The organism is Streptomyces sp. B21-083, assembly GCF_036898825.1.
Lineage (GTDB): Bacteria > Actinomycetota > Actinomycetes > Streptomycetales > Streptomycetaceae > Streptomyces.
Window position 1 is genome coordinate 1434474 of record NZ_JARUND010000001.1, and the last position, 17077, is coordinate 1451550.

14 protein-coding genes are annotated in these 17077 nt (G+C 71.8%); 7 read left to right on the forward strand and 7 right to left on the reverse strand.

The window, feature by feature from the left end; all coding sequences use genetic code 11:
• Positions 1-114 precede the first annotated feature (114 nt).
• The gene (locus QA861_RS06285; protein ID WP_334587208.1) at positions 115-1122 is read left to right on the forward strand and encodes a DUF2510 domain-containing protein; all 1008 of its coding nucleotides are present in this window, start codon (positions 115-117) and stop codon (positions 1120-1122) included.
• A gap of 179 nt (positions 1123-1301) precedes the next feature.
• Here the strand turns inward: QA861_RS06285 and QA861_RS06290 are convergent, their stop codons facing one another.
• Positions 1302-1913: a TetR/AcrR family transcriptional regulator gene (locus tag QA861_RS06290; RefSeq protein WP_334587209.1), complete on the reverse strand. Its 612-nt coding sequence runs from the start codon at positions 1911-1913 to the stop codon at positions 1302-1304.
• A 254-nt stretch (positions 1914-2167) separates the two neighbouring features.
• On the opposite strand from QA861_RS06290, the gene QA861_RS06295 reads away from it, so the two are divergent.
• Positions 2168-2965, forward strand: coding sequence for a phosphatase PAP2 family protein (locus QA861_RS06295; protein ID WP_334587210.1), 798 nt, complete (start codon positions 2168-2170; stop codon positions 2963-2965).
• Complete coding sequence (locus QA861_RS06300; RefSeq protein WP_334587211.1) at positions 2962-4002, forward strand: DMT family protein; 1041 nt, start codon at positions 2962-2964, stop codon at positions 4000-4002. The genes QA861_RS06295 and QA861_RS06300 overlap by 4 nt, the downstream gene beginning before the upstream one ends.
• Before the next feature lie 99 nt (positions 4003-4101).
• Here QA861_RS06300 and QA861_RS06305 read toward each other — a convergent pair whose 3' ends face one another.
• The gene (locus tag QA861_RS06305; RefSeq protein WP_334587212.1) at positions 4102-5022 is read right to left on the reverse strand and encodes an LURP-one-related family protein; all 921 of its coding nucleotides are present in this window, start codon (positions 5020-5022) and stop codon (positions 4102-4104) included.
• A gap of 73 nt (positions 5023-5095) precedes the next feature.
• Entirely contained in the window at positions 5096-7150 is a 2055-nt protein-coding gene (locus QA861_RS06310; RefSeq protein WP_334587213.1) for a phosphocholine-specific phospholipase C, read from the reverse strand.
• Between the two features lie 306 nt (positions 7151-7456).
• On the opposite strand from QA861_RS06310, the gene modA reads away from it, so the two are divergent.
• The 4 genes from modA to QA861_RS06330 all read left to right on the forward strand — a co-directional run bounded on the left by modA (position 7457) and on the right by QA861_RS06330 (position 10746).
• Positions 7457-8278 carry a molybdate ABC transporter substrate-binding protein gene (gene modA / locus QA861_RS06315; protein ID WP_334587214.1) on the forward strand — a complete coding sequence of 274 codons (822 nt, stop codon included), beginning with the start codon at positions 7457-7459 and terminating at the stop codon, positions 8276-8278.
• Complete coding sequence (gene modB / locus QA861_RS06320) at positions 8275-9141, forward strand: molybdate ABC transporter permease subunit (protein WP_334587215.1); 867 nt, start codon at positions 8275-8277, stop codon at positions 9139-9141. Before modA ends, modB begins: the two co-directional genes overlap by 4 nt.
• Positions 9138-10235, forward strand: a complete 1098-nt coding sequence (locus QA861_RS06325; RefSeq protein ID WP_443041452.1) for an ABC transporter ATP-binding protein — start codon at positions 9138-9140, stop codon at positions 10233-10235. The genes modB and QA861_RS06325 overlap by 4 nt, the downstream gene beginning before the upstream one ends.
• Before the next feature lie 91 nt (positions 10236-10326).
• On the forward strand, positions 10327-10746 hold the full coding sequence (locus QA861_RS06330; protein WP_334587216.1) for a TOBE domain-containing protein: 420 nt from the start codon (positions 10327-10329) through the stop codon (positions 10744-10746).
• A gap of 299 nt (positions 10747-11045) precedes the next feature.
• Here the strand turns inward: QA861_RS06330 and QA861_RS06335 are convergent, their stop codons facing one another.
• From QA861_RS06335 to QA861_RS06350, 4 genes are all read right to left on the reverse strand, one after another.
• Positions 11046-12182 carry a C40 family peptidase gene (locus tag QA861_RS06335; RefSeq protein WP_334587217.1) on the reverse strand — a complete coding sequence of 379 codons (1137 nt, stop codon included), beginning with the start codon at positions 12180-12182 and terminating at the stop codon, positions 11046-11048.
• Positions 12183-12261: 79 nt separating this feature from the next.
• A complete protein-coding gene (locus QA861_RS06340) occupies positions 12262-12798 on the reverse strand; it encodes an RNA polymerase sigma factor (RefSeq protein ID WP_334587218.1) in 537 nt (178 codons plus the stop codon).
• Between the two features lie 62 nt (positions 12799-12860).
• Positions 12861-13526 (reverse strand): M15 family metallopeptidase, encoded by a 666-nt coding sequence (locus QA861_RS06345; RefSeq protein WP_334587219.1) that lies wholly within the window; start codon positions 13524-13526, stop codon positions 12861-12863.
• Positions 13527-13621: 95 nt separating this feature from the next.
• Positions 13622-16720, reverse strand: a complete 3099-nt coding sequence (locus QA861_RS06350; RefSeq protein WP_334587220.1) for an AfsR/SARP family transcriptional regulator — start codon at positions 16718-16720, stop codon at positions 13622-13624.
• Positions 16721-17077: the final 357 nt, after the last annotated feature.

Here is a 17077-nt window from a genome sequence, read left to right on the forward strand (position 1 = left end):
CCTGACCTCTCGTATCCCGCTATCTCGGCATCTCGGCCCGCCATTCCGCGCCTTTCCCGGCGGAAAGGCCACTCCTCTCATCCGCCTTTCACTCTGGCCTCATACGGTGGGGGCATGACGCAGGAGACTCCTCCCGGTTGGTATCCCGACCCCGGGCAGACAAGTGACAGCCCCGCCACCGAGCGCTGGTGGGACGGCAGGACATGGACGGAACAGACCCGTCCCGAGGGCTCGGCCGCCGCCTGGGGTCCACCGGTGCTGGCCACCGGCGGGGCCTATCCGGCGTACCCGGAGCATCCGCCGACGGGCACCCGGCGCGGTCTGCGCACCGGCATAGCCGTCGCGGTGGCGATCGCCGTCCTCGCCGGTATAGGCGGCGGCGTGTACGCGCTGACCAAGGACGACGGCGGCAGCGACGTGAGCGCGCGGGTGCCGGGCGGCCAGGGCGGAACCGGCGGACAGAACGGCGGTGGCCAGAGCGGCGGCGGTCAGAACGGTGGCGGCCAGGGCGGTCCCGGTGGTGGCACCGGCGGCGGCCCGGGCGGGCAGACGCCGGATCCGCAGCAGTCCGAGCCCTCGGAGAGTCCGAAGATCGACAGCGGTTCCGTGCCCGACGCGACCAACGGGATCAGCATCCCGATCCCCGACGGCTGGTACGGCCAGCAGATCACCGTGGGTGGCCAGATCACCTCGGACAGCTCGTACAAGTGCCCGGGCGACACGACGAAGTCGTGCACCAAGGGCGGGGCGTACTCGGCGCCCGCGCTGGCGCTGGGCACCTCGGGCAGCACGGCCGAGGCGGTCGCCAAGGCGGACATCTCGGCGAACGCCGAGGAGTCCTACGGAGGCACGACGTACGGGAAGATCACCTCGCACGACGTACTGGCCTCCAAGGCGGTGACCGTGGCCGGGCAGAAGGGCTATCTGGTCCGCTGGAAGGCGGTCACGAGCAAGGGCGCCGACGGCATCGTCGAGTCGCTCGCCTTCCCCGCGCCGTCGAACCCCCGGCAGATCGTCGTCGTCCGCTTCGGTGTCGACGCCGACCAGAAGGAGACGGTGATCGACCAGATAACGGCCGGTATCAAGGTCTCGACGGTTGGCGGCAGCGGGACGAACGTCTGATCCGCAGGTACGCGTCGCTCCCGGCGGACAGATGTGCGGGTGGAGCTGGATCGGCCGGGTGGGGCGCCTCTCCGCTCAAGAGGAACCCCACCCGGCCGGGGGGTGCGCGCCGCCCCCGTCCCCACGGGTCGGCGCGGACAGGTCACCGTCCGGGCGTGGCAGGGACGGCGGCCTGCGTCTCAGGTGACGCCGAGTGCGGGCAGCACCGCGGCCTCCACGAATTCGACGAGGTACTCCGGGTCCGCGTACCGCCCCTCCAGGACCGGACGGACCCGCAGGACGCCCATCATCTGCGCCGGTACGTACTCCAGCGCCGGATGGTCGGCGGCGACCTCGCCCCGCTCGACCGCGCGGCGGATCATCTCGCGGTACGCGGCCAGCTCCGGTTCGACGATCGCCTCACGCAGCGCCTGCTGGAGCTCGGGGTCCTGCATGGCGGCGTGGCCGAGTGCCTGCATCAGCTGGGTGTCGCGGCCCGAGGACTCGCCGGTCGCCCGCGCCGCCGCCCGCAGGTCCCCACCGAGGGACCCGGTGTCGACGGCGAAGCGGGCGCGCCGGTTGGCGCGCAGCGCCGCGGCCACGAACTGCGGTTTCGTCTTCCACTGCCGGTAGAGCGTCGACTTGCTGCAGCGCGCGCTGGCGGCGACGCCCTCCATGGTCAGCGCGTCGTATCCGCACTCGCGGATCTGGACGAGCACGGCGTCGAAGTACTCCTGCTCACGCTCCGGCGTGATTTTGGAGCGGCGGGAGGCGACGACCGGTTCCGGTCCCTCCGCGGCCTGCGACGTCATGACTGCGCTCCCTTTCCCTGCCGTTGCGGTCATAGCTGTCATAGCTGTCGTTGCTGTCGGGCGGCTCTGTGGCTTATTCCCGATTCCAGTGTGGCGTAAGTCCATCGATACGCCAGTGTACCGGTACGGATTCGTTTCGGTACACTCTCGTATCGGTACACCAACGTATCGATGAGACGAGCGCCCGTACAGACGAGTTCCCGCCCATCACGCAGCACGTGCGCACACGCGCCACTCAGGGAAAGGGCCGGGGGATGAAAGCCAGCACCGAGCCTGCCAAGGCGGAACCCGCCGGTATACGACGGCCGCCGCTCGGCCGTGAACTCCTGCTGGTCGCAGGGCTGTTCCTCGTCTACAAACTCGGCCGGCAGCTGGCGACCGGGCACACCACCGAGGCCTTCCGGAACGCCCACCGCGTCTGGGACTGGGAGCGGGCCCTCCATCTCCCCGGCGAGGGCGCCGTGCAGTCGGCGCTGCTGCACAGCGACACCGCGGTCCACATCGCGAACACCTACTACGCGACCGTGCACTTCCCGGCCACCGTCGCCTTCCTGGTCTGGCTCTATCTGCGGCGCCCCGCGCACTACGTATGGGCCCGCCGGGTCCTCGCCGCGGTCACCGGGGCCGCCCTGGTGATCCATCTCACCTTCCCACTGGCGCCGCCGCGGCTGCTCGGCGAGGCGGGTCTCGTCGACACCGGCCAGATCTTCGGACCGACGGTCTACGGCGCCTCACCCGAGGCCGACACCCTGTCCAACCAGTTCGCGGCCATGCCGTCGCTGCACTTCGGCTGGGCCCTGATGGTGGCGATCGGCCTGATCGTCGCGACCCGCTCGCGCTGGCGCTGGCTGTGTCTGCTGCATCCGCTGGTGACGCTGCTGGTGATCGTCGGTACGGCGAACCACTACTGGCTCGACGCGATCGTGGCCTCGGCCCTGCTGGGCATCGCCCTCGCGGTCGTCCACCTGCCCCACCGCACCGAGTCGACGGCAAGCCAGGGCAGCAGGCTCGCCCCGGTCGACGAGCCCGTCCTCGTGGGAGCCGCACGATGAACGCCGCCACGCTCGCCGCCGTCGCCCTCTCCCTCTTCTCCGCCGTCGCCTACGCCGCCGCGGCCGTCGCCCAGGAACGGCTCGCCTCCCGCAACGCCGACGCGGGGATACGGCGGCTGCTCGCGACCGGCGCCTGGTGGGGCTCGGTGCTGCTCAACGCGGGCGGCGCGCTGCTGCACGTGGTCGCCCTCAAGTACGGGCCGCTCACGGTGGTCCAGCCGCTGGGCGCGCTCACGCTGGTCGCCGCGGTGCCGCTGGGCGCGCGGGTCGCCGGCCGGCGGGTCAGCGCGCGGGAGTGGCGCGGTACCGCGCTGACGCTGCTCGGCCTGGCGGCGATCCTGGTCACGGCGTCCGGTCCGGCGCCGGACCACATCCTGAGCCTCCCGGAGGCCCTCGCGGTCGCGAGTACGACGATGATCCTCATCGGGGTGCTGGCCCGCCCCGGCGCCCGGCCCGGCCTGCGGCACGCGAGCGCGTCCGGTATCGCGTCCGGGGTGGCCTCGGCGCTCACCCAGACCGTCACGGTCGCGGCTACGGACAGCTCGGGTCCGCTGCTCGGCTGGCAGGTGATCGGGGTGGCGCTGCTGGTCGCGGCGTTCGCGGCGGGCGGCCTGATCCTGTCCCAGACCGCCTACCGGGGCGGCCTCGGCGGTCCGCTGGCCCTGGTGACGCTGGCCAACCCGGGCGCGGCGGCGGTGATCGGCCTGACGCTGCTCGGCGAGCGGCTCCAGGGCGGGGCGGCCGGCCTGCTCCTTGCGCTGGTGGGCGCGGGACTCGCGGGGTGGGGTGTGGTGACGCTGTCGCGGGCGACGCCGGCCCTGGTCCCGGAGACCGTCGCGGAGCCGGTTTTGGACGCGGTTCCGGTGTCTCCGCGGCGGATCGTGATTCCGTCCTCGGCTTCGGCGGCGGCCTCGGTCCTGGACGACGAGGAGCATCCGGTGGCGTCGGTCCTCGCGCTGGAGGCCCACCCGGCGCCCGTCGAACCGTCGTTGATGCCCCGGCAGCCGTCGCAGCCGGGACACCTCACGTCACTGTGAACCGGCCGGCCCCTGTGAACATGCCTGGCGTGAACACACCTGTGAACAGGGGCTTCGGTCGGTCTCTGTGAACCGATCCGTCCTCTGTGAACCGACCGGTCAGCCCAGGCCGCGTGAATCCTGCTTCAGCGCGGTGTCGACGGTCAGCGCCGTCGCCACGACGAGGCTCAGCAGGGGCTCGGGCAGTTGGTAGTGGATCTGCAGGACGTAGTTGTCCGCGGTCGTGAACATCGTCTTCGCCAGACCTTCCCAGGTCTTGGTGATACGGGCGACCTCGTTCTCCGCGTGGTCGACGATGCTGAAATTCCAGGCCCGCCAGTTCTCGGCCTTGATGGCGCCGACCTGCTGCCCGCCCGCGTTGATCGCGAAGTTGATCTTCCCGATCATGTTCTGCTGGACGATCTCACCGACCGGCGAACCGTCCGGGCGCTGCACGATCACCCGCGACTTCAGGAACTTCCGGGGGCGCGTCAGCAGCAGCACCGGCTGCCCGTGCGCGTCCCGGATCTCCAGCTTGTGCGTCATGTACTGGTCGAGGCTGGAGACCAAGCGCATGATCTTCTTCAGCGTGCTCTGTCCGACCTGGACGACCGAGCCGAGCTCCCGGCCCTGCTGGTCCATGACCTTGTACTCGTTGGTCACCTCGATCAGCTTGGCCTTCTGGTTCACCACCAGCACCGGCTCACTGAACAGCGTGCCTCCGCCCGCCCCTCCCGCCGCGACCCCGGCCTGCTGCTGGACCTGCCCCCGCACCCGCGGATCGGCACCGGCGGCCGCCGGCTGCGCCGCGCCGAAGCCCTTCTGCGGCTGCCCCTGGGGCTGTCCCTGGGGCTGACCGAATCCCTGCTGGGGCTGCTGAACCGGCGCCGCCTGCGGCTGCTGGGCCTGGGGCTGCTGCGCCTGCTGCTGGTCGGTGTTGGTGTGGTCGGTCCACTGGGAACCGTCCCAATACCGGAGCGTCTGGGGCGCTCCGTGCGGATCCGCGTACCAACCTGCAGGTATGTTCGATTGCGTGGTCACCGGGGCACACTACCGTGGCGTGACTGGATGACAACCATGTCACGGTCAAGGCGCCCCGGGCCCGTACCGCCCGTCAGCAGGTCACGATCGCCGGATCGCTCACACCCGCCCGGCCGTTCTCCACGTGCCCGGCGAACCGACGCAGGAACGACGCGTCGCCCTCGGCGGTGACCGTCACGTCGTACCACCGCTTGCTGGCGCCCAGGTCCACCCGGTGCCGGACGACCGCGCCGGCCCGCACCCTGATCGTGCGCGCCTGTCCGCCGTATCCGCTGCTCAGCTTCAACTCCACCGCCTTGGCGCCCTTGTTGGTGAGGGTGAGCTCAAGGTCGTCGCCGACGTGTCGGGCGGTCACCTCGGGTCCGGCGGCGCCCTTGCCGCGCCCCTTGAAGACGCGCAGGAAGCCGTTCGGGCCGTGCACCGTCAGGTCGTGGACGTCCTTCGAGTACGCCGAGTTCCAGGTGTCGGAGAGGGTCTCGCCGGCTCCGGTGGTGTACGCCCACGGGCCGTCGGCGCGGTTGCCGGAGGTCACCAGGAAGGAGGCGCCGGCGTGGGTGCCGGAGGCGAAGGCCAGCGTGAACTTCCCGGCCGCCAGGTCTGCCGAACCGTCCACGTACGGGGCGTACTTGAGCGGGCGGGCCGGGCGCAGACCGCGTTCCTGCCTGGGCAGCACCGGGTGGGCGGGCGGCGTCGGCACGTAGTCAGGGTGGCGGTTCCCGTCCGGCGGCAGGTAACCGTCGGTGCCGGGAAGGGCGACGGGCCTGACGTCCCTGCGGGAGAAGTCGAAGGCGGCCGTCAGATCGCCGCAGACCGCGCGCCGCCAGGGCGAGATGTTGGGCTCGTGCACCCCGAAGCGGCTCTCCATGAACCGGATGATCGACGTGTGGTCGAGCGTCTCCGAGCAGACGAACCCGCCCTTGCTCCAGGGCGAGACGACCAGCATCGGCACCCGCTGCCCGAGCCCGTAGGCACCGGCCGCGTGACTGCTGTCGCCCTTGAACAGGTCCGGGCCGACCTCGACCGTGGACTTGCCCTGCGCGGCGGACCCGGGAGGGAACGGCGGCACGAGGTGGTCGAAGAAGCCGTCGTTCTCGTCATACGTGATGAACAGCGCCGTCTTGGCCCACACCTCGGGGTCCGAGGTGAGCGCGTCCAGGACCTGGGAGATGTACCAGGCGCCGTAGTTCGCGGGCCAGTTGGGGTGCTCGGTGAATGCCTCGGGGGCGACGATCCAGGAGACCTGCGGCAGCTTGCCACCTGACACGTCGGCCTTGAGCTGGTCGAAGAAGCCCTCGCCCTTCCGGGCGTCGGTGCCGGTGCGGGCCTTGTCGTAGAGGGGGTCCCCGGGCTTGGCGTCGCGGTACTGGTTGAAGTAGAGGAGCGAGTTGTCGCCGTAGTTGCCCCGGTAGGCGTCCTGGATCCAGCCCCAGGAACCGGCAGCGTCGAGCCCGTCACCGACGTCCTGGTAGATCTTCCAGGACACGCCCGCCTTTTCGAGGCGCTCCGGGTAGGTCGTCCAGCCGTATCCCTCCTCGTCGTTGCCGAGGACGGGGCCGCCGCCCAGCTCGTCGTTGCCCGTGTAGCCCGTCCACAGGTAGTAGCGGTTCGGGTCGGTGGAGCCGATGAACGAGCAGTGGTAGGCGTCGCAGATGGTGAAGGAGTCGGCCAGCGCGTAGTGGAACGGGATGTCCTCGCGGTTCAGATAGGCCATCGTCGTCGACGACTTGGCCTCGATCCACTTGTCGTACTTGCCGTTGTTGAACGCGACGTGCCCGTCACTCCAGCTGTGCGGGAGGTCCTGGATGAAGGCCAGCCCTAGGTTGTCGGCGTCCGGGTGGAAGGGGAGCACGTCCTTGGTGCCGTCCGACTGGTGCCAGACCGACTTGCCGTTCACCTGCGTCACCGGATGCGGGTCGCCGAAGCCCCGGACGCCGCGCAGCGAACCGAAGTAGTGGTCGAAGGACCGGTTCTCCTGCATGAGGACGACGATGTGCTCGACGTCCTCGATCGTCCCGGTGCGGTGGTGCGCGGGAAGGGCTGCGGCACGCTCGATGCTGTTGGACAGCGCGGTGAACGCCGTGGTCGCGCCCGCGAGTTGGAGGAAGCGGCGCCGGTTGACTTCGGGCATGGGGGAAGAGCCTCTCGTCCTGATGACGGCATTGGGAGGAACGTGACGGAATGCGCGCCTGGAGTTTCCCAGGGGTACCGAACGGCACGGAAGGGTCCGGTGGCATCGGCGTGAAGGTCATCGGTACGTGAGATGAGGGACGGGTCAAGGCCGGCCCAAGAAGCGGCCACCGCACCTCGTCAAAGCGCAGATGCCACTCCATTCCCCTGTCAGCCATGCTCATGCGATGAGACAGGGGGCTTACTCCTCGCACTTGCGGACGTATCATCGGTGCTTGTCCGCGATCGACAGAGGAGCAGCCCCGTGATGACCCGTTCCGTACGCCGGACCCGTCGGACCCTCCAGGTGGCCGGCGCGGGTGTCGCCGCGCTGCTGGCCCTGAGCGCCTGCTCCTCCGACGACCCGGCGGCGAACGCGGGCTCCGCCGCGTCGGACTCCGCCTCCCCGCAGGTGTCCGGCAAGGTGACCGTGTTCGCCGCCGCCTCCCTCAAGGAGAGCTTCACCGCGCTGGGCAAGGACTTCGAGAGGAAGTACCCGGGTACGAAGGTCACCTTCAGCTTCAGCGGCAGCGACTCCCTCGCCGCGAGCATCACCGGCGGCGCCCCGGCCGATGTGTTCGCGTCCGCCAGCCCCAAGACGATGAAGATCGTCACCGACGCGAAGGACGCCGCCGGGACCCCGGCCACCTTCGTCCGCAACCAGTTGGAGATCGCCACCCTGCCGGGCAACCCGGACAGGATCGCGTCGCTGAAGGATCTGACGAAGTCCGGGCTGAAGGTCGTCCTCTGCGACAAGGAGGTGCCGTGCGGCGCCGCCGCGCAGAAGAGCCTCGACGCGAGCGGGCTGAAGCTCACCCCGGTGTCGTACGAGCAGGACGTCAAGAGCGCCCTGACGAAGGTCGAGCTGAAAGAGGCGGACGCCGCCGTCGTCTACAAGACCGATGTGCACGCCGCGGGTGACAAGGTGGAGGGTGTGGAGTTCCCCGAGTCGGCCGAGGCCGTCAACGACTATCCGATCGTCCTGCTCAAGGACGCGCCGAACGCCGACGCGGCGAAGGCGTTCATCGAGCTGGTCCGGTCCGCCGAGGGCAGCCAGGTCCTGACCGGGGCCGGATTCCTCAAGCCGTGACCGAGCCCGACAGGTCCGACAAGCCCGGCGCCGCGGCCGACACCCTCGCCGGTGGGCCTCGGCGTGGGCGCGTCCGAGGCCGTCGGTCCGCGGTCCCGGTTCCGCTCCTCGTCCCCGCGCTCGTCGGCCTGGCGTTCCTGCTGCTGCCGCTGCTCGCGCTGCTGGTGCGGGCCCCGTGGCGCGGCCTGCCCGGGCAGCTGACCAGCCCCGAGGTCTGGCAGGCCCTGCGGCTGTCCCTGTTCTGTGCGACCTCGGCGACGGCGGTGAGTCTGGTCCTGGGCGTCCCGCTGGCCTGGCTGCTGGCCCGCACCGAGTTCCCCGGACGCGGTTTCGTACGGGCGCTGGTGACCCTGCCACTGGTGCTGCCGCCGGTCGTCGGCGGTGTGGCGCTGCTCCTCGCGCTCGGGCGCAACGGGGTCGTCGGGCAGTGGCTGGACTCGTGGTTCGGCATCACGCTGCCGTTCACCACGGCGGGCGTCGTGGTCGCGGAGACGTTCGTGGCGATGCCGTTCCTCGTCATCAGCGTGGAGGGAACGCTGCGGGCCGCCGACCCGCGCTACGAGGAAGCCGCCATGACACTGGGCGCGTCCCGCTTCACCGCGTTCCGCCGGGTCACACTGCCCCTCATCGCTCCCGGGGTCGCGGCCGGCGCGGTACTGGCCTGGGCGCGCGCGCTGGGCGAGTTCGGGGCGACGATCACCTTCGCGGGCAACTTTCCGGGCCGTACACAGACCATGCCGCTGGCGGTCTATCTGGCTCTGCAGAGCGACCCGGCCGCCGCCATCGCCCTGAGCCTGGTGCTGCTCGCCGTCTCGATCGCGGTGCTGGCCGGGCTGCGCGATCGCTGGATGACCACGTCATGACCTCCATGGACGAGACCAGGTCAGGCGTCGGCGCCGGTCGCGGCAGCGCGTCCGGCGCGGGGCTCGACGCCCGGATCGTCGTCGACCGGGGCTCCTTCCGGCTCGACATCCGGCTGACGGCGGCGCCCGGCGACGTCGTGGCGCTGCTCGGCCCCAACGGCGCCGGCAAGACCACCGCGTTGCGCGCACTGGCCGGGCTCACCCCGCTCGACGGCGGCCATCTGCGGCTGGACGGGGCGGAGTTGGAGCGTACGCCGCCGGAATCCCGGCCGGTGGGCGTCGTCTTCCAGGACTACCTGCTCTTTCCGCACCTCAGCGCCCTCGACAACGTCGCCTTCGGCCCGCGCTGCCGGGGAGCGAGCAGGGCGGAGGCCCGGGCGACGGCCGCCGGGTGGCTGGAGCGGATGGGGCTCGCCGAGCAGGCCGGCGCCAAGCCGCGCAGGCTCTCCGGCGGGCAGGCCCAGCGGGTCGCCCTCGCCCGCGCCCTGGCCACCTGCCCCCGGCTGCTGCTCCTCGACGAGCCGCTGGCCGCGCTGGACGCCCGTACCCGCCTCGATGTCCGGGCCCAACTCCGGCGTCACCTGGCCGACTTCGAGGCCGTCGCGGTCCTGGTCACGCACGATCCGCTGGACGCCATGGTGCTCGCGGACCGGCTGGTGGTCGTCGAAAACGGCCGGGTCGTCCAAGAGGGGCCGCCGCAGGACATCGCGCGTCGGCCGCGCACCGACTACATCGCCCAACTGGTCGGCCTGAACCTGTACCCGGGCCGGGCGGAGGGGCACGCCGTCACCCTGGACACCGGTCCGGTGATCACCACCACGGAGGATCTCACCGGCCCGGTCTTCGTCGCCTTCCCGCCCAGCGCGGTGACCCTGCACCGACACCGCCCCACCGGCTCCAGCGCCCGCAACCTGTGGCGCTGCGAGGTGGCCGGCATGGAGACCCACGGCGACCGGATACGCGCCAACCTCACCGGTGAACTCCCCCTCGCCGCCGACCTCACCACCGTAGCCGCCGCGGAACTCGACCTTCATCCGGGCGCCGAGGTGTGGGCGACCGTCAAGGCGACACAGACGCACGCGTACCCGGCCTGAGCGGGAGCCGGTGCCCGGCCCGGTTAGCGTGAGCCTCACAAAAGCCGCGAAAGCCGCTGTTCCGCACCTTCTCCCTGTGAGGCGTTCCGCCATGAGCCTGAGCATCCGCAACCAGATTCCCGGCACCGTCATCGCCGTCACCTCCGGGCAGGTCATGGCCACCGTCAAGGTCCGCCTCGACGCGGGTCAGGAGATCACCGCCGCGATCACCCGGGAATCCGTCAACGATCTCGGGCTCGCCGCGGGGACCACGGTTCACGCCCTGGTCAAGTCCACGGAGGTCGCGCTCGCCACCGCCGTCGTCGAGGGCGTCTCCATCCGCAACCAACTCCCCGGCACCGTCGCCGACATCACCACGGGTGCCGCGATGGCGTCCGTCAAGGTCACCGTCGCGGGCGGCACGCTCACGGCCGCGATCACCACGGACGCCGTGCACGACCTGGGTCTGGCCGCCGGCTCCCCGGTCGTCGCCCTGATCAAGTCGACCGAGATCTCCCTCGCGACCGGGTGAGCGTCCGTTGCCGCCCAGTGGTGCGCATGGTGCCGCCGCGGGGAGACCGCGTCACCCGCCGGGGAGCGTGTCGCGCGAGGCGGCCGGACCGTGGTCGTACGCCGTGGTGCTCGCCGTGCCGGACGCGGCACGGCGAGGGTCCCGCCGTCGGCGAGACGTCGGCCGGCAGGCCGCGGAGTGGGCTCCACCGGCACCACCGTGGGCCGGCTCGACGGCCTCGTGCCGGGCGCGTTCTCACCCACCGCGGCCCCGGGCCGCCGAAGGACAGCCTCCGGCGGCCCGGGACGGGAGGTCACGCGTCAGCAGGTCGGCACGCCGGACAGCCAGGCCGCGCCCTTGATGTAGATGTTCGTCATCCAGGAGCCGTTCGTCAGCTTGGCCCAGGCGTCATTGGTGTAGCCCTCGGCCGTCACTTCCTGCGCGTGCGCCTGGCAGACCACGTTGACCGTGGTGGGCTGCGCGAAGTAGTCGACCACCCCGGCGTTGACGTTCGGCTCGCTGTGCGTACGCACCCCGGTGCCCCAGGTCTGGAACGGCTTGCTGCCGCTCGACGGCGGCGGGGTGCTGCTGCCGCCGCAGTCCGGGATGCCGGGCAGCGACGCCGGGCCCTTGATGTAGATGTTCGTCAGCCAGGAACCGTCGGCCAGCTTGGACCAGATGTCGTTGGTGTAGCCCTCCGCGGTGACGCTCTCCGCGTGCTGCTGGCACTGGATCGACACCTGGGTCGGTCCGGCGAAGGTGTCCACCACCGCGCCGCCCACGCTCGGCGTGCGGTGGGTGCGCACCCCGGTGCCCCAGGTCTCGAAGGTCGTACCGCCGTTCGCGGGCGGCGGAGTGGGAGTGCCCGACCCGTTGATCCGGATCGCGCCCGCGTAGTCGCCGCCGGTGCGCACGGGCGCGACCCTGATGTGGGTGCCCGACTCGTACGCCTCGACCATCTGTCCGGCCCCGAGGTACATGGCGACGTGGTGGACATGCCCGCTGCCCCAGAACATCAGGTCGCCCGGCAGCAGCGGGGCGCTGCCCTGCGAGGCGGAGAAGCGGGCCGAGGCCTGCGAGCTGTGGAACTGGTCGTCGGCCGTGCCGTTGAGCAGGTCCTTGCCGGTGGCCTGCGCGTACGCGTAGCGCGTGAAGCCGGAGCAGTCGAAGCCCTTGCGCTCGCTGTCGTGGAGGCTGTCGGGGTCCGAGCCGTCGTAGTAGCCGTAGCTGGCGCCCGGCGACGCTCCGTGCCCGCCGCCCCAGCTGTACCAGACGCCGATCTGCGAACAGGCGGCGTTCACGGCCGCCTGCGCGGTGGCCGAGGCACCCGGAGCGAGGACGCCGCAGGTGGCGTCCTGCGCGGCGTGGGCCGGAGCGGAGAAGAACGCGGACAGGGCGAGGACCGAGGCCCCCAGGAGCGCGCCGCTGGTCCGGCGACGCGTGCTGCTGATCATCAAGGAACTCTTCCTTCTTCGAAGTGACTGCGGTGGTGGTAGGACGTGCCGCTCCCCACCCCCGTGGGGGGAGCGGCACGAGTCAGTTGCCGAGCGCGTCGCGCATCTTGGCCAGGCCCCGCATCCGGTTGCGCTGGACCGTTCCGCGGTGGGCGCCGAGGCGTTCTCCGGCCGTGTCGTGGCTGAGTCCCTCCAGGTCCACGAGGATCACCGCCGCGGCCTCCTTCTCGGAGAGCACGCCCAGCAGCGCCAGCGTGGTCTCGGAAGCCTCGTAGGAGGCCAGCCCGCCGTCCCAGCCGGTCTCGGGCAGCCGGTCGGTGGACTGTTCGCGGCGGGAGGGACGCTGCCAGGAGTCACGGAGCAGGTTGAGGGCGACGGTGCAGGTGTAGGCGTACGGGTGCTGCTGGTGCGTCAGGTTCTGGGCGCGGGCCCGTCTGGAGAGCCGTAGATAGGTCTCCTGCACCAGGTCGTCGGCGTCGTGCGGGTTGCCCGTCAGGGCCAGCAGCCGCCGTCGCAGCCGTGGCATGTCCGCGGCGAAGGAGGCGTCGAAGTCGTTCGGGCTCATCCGGTCGCCGTCCTCCCGAGGCGGCGGCGGACAGGCGTAGGTGCTGGTGTTCACAACTGTTCCCCTCGTTCGTACGCGCGGTCGTACGGTCGTGTCGTGTCACGGCGGTCGGCTGGTCAGGCCGTCGGGCCGGGCGGGGTGGCGGGGCCGTAGCGGGCGGCCGGTGCCTGGCGCAGCAGCGCCCAGTACCGGTCTCCGTAGGACCAGTGCCACCATTCGGTCGGGTAGTTGACGAAGCCGGTCGCGCCGAGGGCCCAGCCCAACAGGGCCCGGTTGGCGCGCGCCTCGGCGTTGATGCCGGGCGCCTCGGTGCGGCAGGCGCCCTCGCTCTCCTCCGGGGTCGCGTTGACCTCCGTGCCCAGCGCCAGCTCTCGGCCGTCCTGGTCGCACAGCGTCAGGTCGACGGCCCCGCCGCTGACGTGCGGTGCCACCTCCGGCGGGGAGATGTACGCGCTCGCCAGTTCGCGGATCCGCTCGGGCGAGGCGTCCGGGTGGGCCAGGCGCATGGTTCGCGCGTACTGCTCGAAGTAGCGGCGCTGCAGGTCGGGGGGCCGGTATCCCTCCACCACCAGGAATCTGACCCCGGCCGGCAGGAGGCGCTGGGCCCGCACCAGTCGGCGCAGCGCGCCGGACCGGAGGTGGGCGTAGTGGCCGTCGTCGTCGGCCTGTCGGTGGTCGAGCCGCAGGTGGCCGGCCCCGCGCAGGTCGACCAGCGACTCACCGCAGTCGTCCAGCGCGACCGCGGCGACCCGGGCGTCCGAGAGCGTGATGATCTCTGTCACGCTCAAAGAGTCGCGGACGGCGCTGCAGATCCTCTGCAAGTTGTCTGCAAGCGGCCCACCAGGATGTCTGCAGACGGTGGCGGCCGGTACGGGACCTACTCGGTGTCCGCCGCCGGTTCCGTCGTCCCGCAGCCCAACTCCCGGAAGACCGCGTGTGCTTCGGCCCGGGCCGAGCTCGCCGCCGCCGCGTCCCCCTGTGCCTCCCACACCTCGGCCAGATCGCGGACGGTACGGGCCCGCCACAGCGGCAGCCGCAGGGTCTGCCAGGCCGACAGCGCCCGCTCGAGCGGCTCCCGGGCGCCGTCCGGATCACCGGCCGCCAGATGCCACTCGCCCAGGGTGCGCAGGACGAGTGCCTCACCGAAGCGGTCCTGGCGTTCGCGGGCGATCTCCAGGCACCGGCCGAGCCGCTCGCGCGCCTCGTCGAGACGCCCCATCCGCAACTCCGTCTTGGCCAGCGACTGTTCGGTGTACATCACCCCGAACGTGTCGCGCAGGCCGGCGAAGATCCGCAGCGCCTCGTGCAACAGCCGCTCGGCGTCCGCGAGTCGGGCCTCGGCCCGGTGGCACAGGGCCAGCGAGCGCAGGGTCAGCGCCTCGCCGTTGCGGTCGCCCTCCGCGCGGTACAGCTCCAGCGCCCGCGTGAGCACCTGCCGGGCCTGCGCGCCCCGTCCCTGTTCCCGGTGCACGTAGCCGATGCCGTACAGCACCCGGGCCCGGGCGCCCCGCTCGCCGGACTCCCCGTACAGGCCGAGTGCCGCGTTCAGCAGCTCCGACGCCTCGGCGTACCCGGCCTGTTCGCGACGGGCCGTCCCCATCCCGGCCAGTGCGAGCGCCGCGCCCTCCGGTACGTCGCCGCGTGCCTCGAACAGGCGCAGGGCCTTGCTGAAGTAGGTGTACGACTCCTCGAACTCGTCCTGTTCGTAGCGCAGCTGGCCCAGCCCGGCGAGCAGCCACGCCTCGCCCTCGCCGTCCCCGCTGCGGTGTACGGCGGCCATGGCGGCGGCGTGCGAGCGGGTCCAGGCGTCGAACTGGTTGTACAGCGCGGCCGAGCTCGCGATCAACGCGCCGGCCAGGTCGCGGGCGGCGCGGTCCATACCGTTGTCCGCGCAGTACTCCACCGCCGCGAGCAGACAGGCCTGTTCGGCGGCGAACCAGGACGCGGGGCGTTCCAGCAGCTCCTCCTCCGTCTCCGCGTCGAGGGCCCGTACGGCGGCCGGCTCGGGGAAGTACCGGCCGGCCGCGCCCGGGCCCAGGGCCGCCGCTTTCCTGGCCAGCCCCAGCCAGGAGGCCACCAGCCGCAGCACGGCCGCCCTGCGCTCCTCGGCGCTCTCCTCGGACAGACAGTGTTCGCGTGCGTGTTCCCGGGCCAGGTCATGGATGCGATAGCGGCTGCGCCCCGTGTCGTCGAGGCCGATCACATCGATGAAGTGGCAGTCCACCAGCCGCTCCACCGCCTCCTCGGCCTCCGGCGTGCCGATGTCCAGCAGGGGGGCGGCGATCCAGGCCGCGAAGTCCGGCAGGTCGAACAGGGCCAGCCGCCGCAGCGCCCGGCGCTCCGACAGGTCCAGGTCGGCGTAGCCGAGCTCAAGGCTGGTGCGCAACTCCAGGTCTCCGGCGCGCAGTTCGTTGAGCCGGCTGCGCTGGTCGCGCAGTCGTCGGGCGAGCCGGCCGGGCGCCCAGTGCGGACGGGCCGCCAGCCGGGCGCCGGCGATGCGCACCGCCAGCGGCAGCCGCCCGCACAGCGAGACGATCTCGGCGGCCCGCTCCGGTTCGGCGTCCGTACGGTCCGGGCCGGCGACCCGGCGCAGGAGTTCGAGCGCCTCCGCCTGGTCGGGCACGGTCAGGTCCAGATGGGCGGCACCCTCCAGCGCCACCAGCCGGCGCCGGCTGGTGACGAGCACCGCGCAGCCGGGGCCGGGGGGCAGCAGGGGCCGTACGTGCGCCTCGCCGGCCGCGTTGTCCAGGATCAGCAGAACGCGCCGGCGCCCGATGAGCGTGCGGTAAAGCCCCGTCAGCTCCTCGACCGAGGTCGGCAGATCCTCCGGGTCGGCTCCCATGGCGCGCAGCAGCCTGGCCAGGGCGTCGGCGGGCTGCAGCGGGGCGGTGTCCCCCGCGCGCAGGTCCACGAACAGGCGGCCGTCCGGGAAGAGCGCGGACATACGGTGGCCGACGTGTACGGCGAGCGCGGTCTTGCCTGTTCCGGAACGGCCGGAGAACACGCCGATCGGTGGGGCGGTACGGCTGGTCTCGTCGACCTGGCGCAGCAGCGAGGAGGCCCAGTCGATCTGCTCGGATCGGCCCACGAAGTCGGCTATGTCCGGCGGGAGATGAGACGGCGCGGGTCTCGGCGGGGCGCTGGACGTGTCGCGGGCGGCGCCCGGTGACGGCTTCGGGAGCCTCGGCTGCTCCCGCCCCGCGCGCTGGTGCCCGGCGTCGCCGGACAGTTTCGCGTCGTTGGTCAGTACCGCCTGGTGCAGGGACCGCAGTTGCGGCCCGGGGTCGATGCCGAGTTCGTCGCGCAGGATCGCGCGGCCCTCCTGATACGTGCGCAGGGCGTCGGAGACCCGGCCGGTGCGGAACAGCGCGGTCATCAGCTGGCCGCGTGGCCGCTCCCGCAGGGGGTGGGCGGCGACGTGTGCGAGCAGGGGAGCGATCGTCCGGTCCGCGTCGCCCAGGTCCAGTCGCAGAGCGAAGGACTCCTCCTGGGCGATGAGCCGCAGTTCCGCCAGCCGGGCGGCCTCTATCCGGGCGAACGACTGGGCGAGCCCTTCCAGTGCCTCCGGGCCGCGCCACAGCCCCAGCGCCTCGGACAGCAGGTCGGCGGCCTCCTCGGGGCGGCCGTCCGCAGCCGAGGTCCGGCCCGAGGCGAGGAGATCCTCGAAACGGCGGGCGTCGATCTGGGACGGGTCGAGGTCGGCGACATAGCCGGGCGGTCGCGTCCGGACGACCGCGGCCGGGGTGACCTGGGCCAGTGCGCGCCGCACGGCGGAGACATGGGTGGCCACCAGGGCGCCCGCGGTGGCCGGTGCCCGCTCGTCCCAGACGCAGTCCACGAGCCGCTCGGTGGAGAGCACCTCACCGAGGTGGACGATCAGCGCCGAGAGGACCGCGAGGGGTCTGACACCGCCGAGCGGAGCCCGCCGGTCGCCCTCCCACACCTCCACCGGACCGAGCAGCCGCACCTCGAACATCGCTCCCCGATCGCCGTACCGTCCGCCCCGCGGAACAGGGTAAAAGATATCGGCGATCACGCGTCCGGCACGGCGGCGGCCGGACCGCCGTGACCGGATCCGGTCGATGCGGCCAACCGGTTCCGTTCCGCGCGATCACGGGGCGACAGAGCCTCTCGGCCGTGCCGCCGGCAAGGTCGACGCTCCTCTGCTCTGTCATCGGTTGGCTGGATTCCGCCGCTCGGTGAGTCGCGTGGCGCGCAGGAAGGACGGCTCTTCCGACGTCGTCGTATGAGCGTCGGAGAAAGAAAAGAAACCCGAGATCCGAGCGCATACGGATGCGGCCCGCGAGGCGTCAACGGGTCGAGAAGAACACGT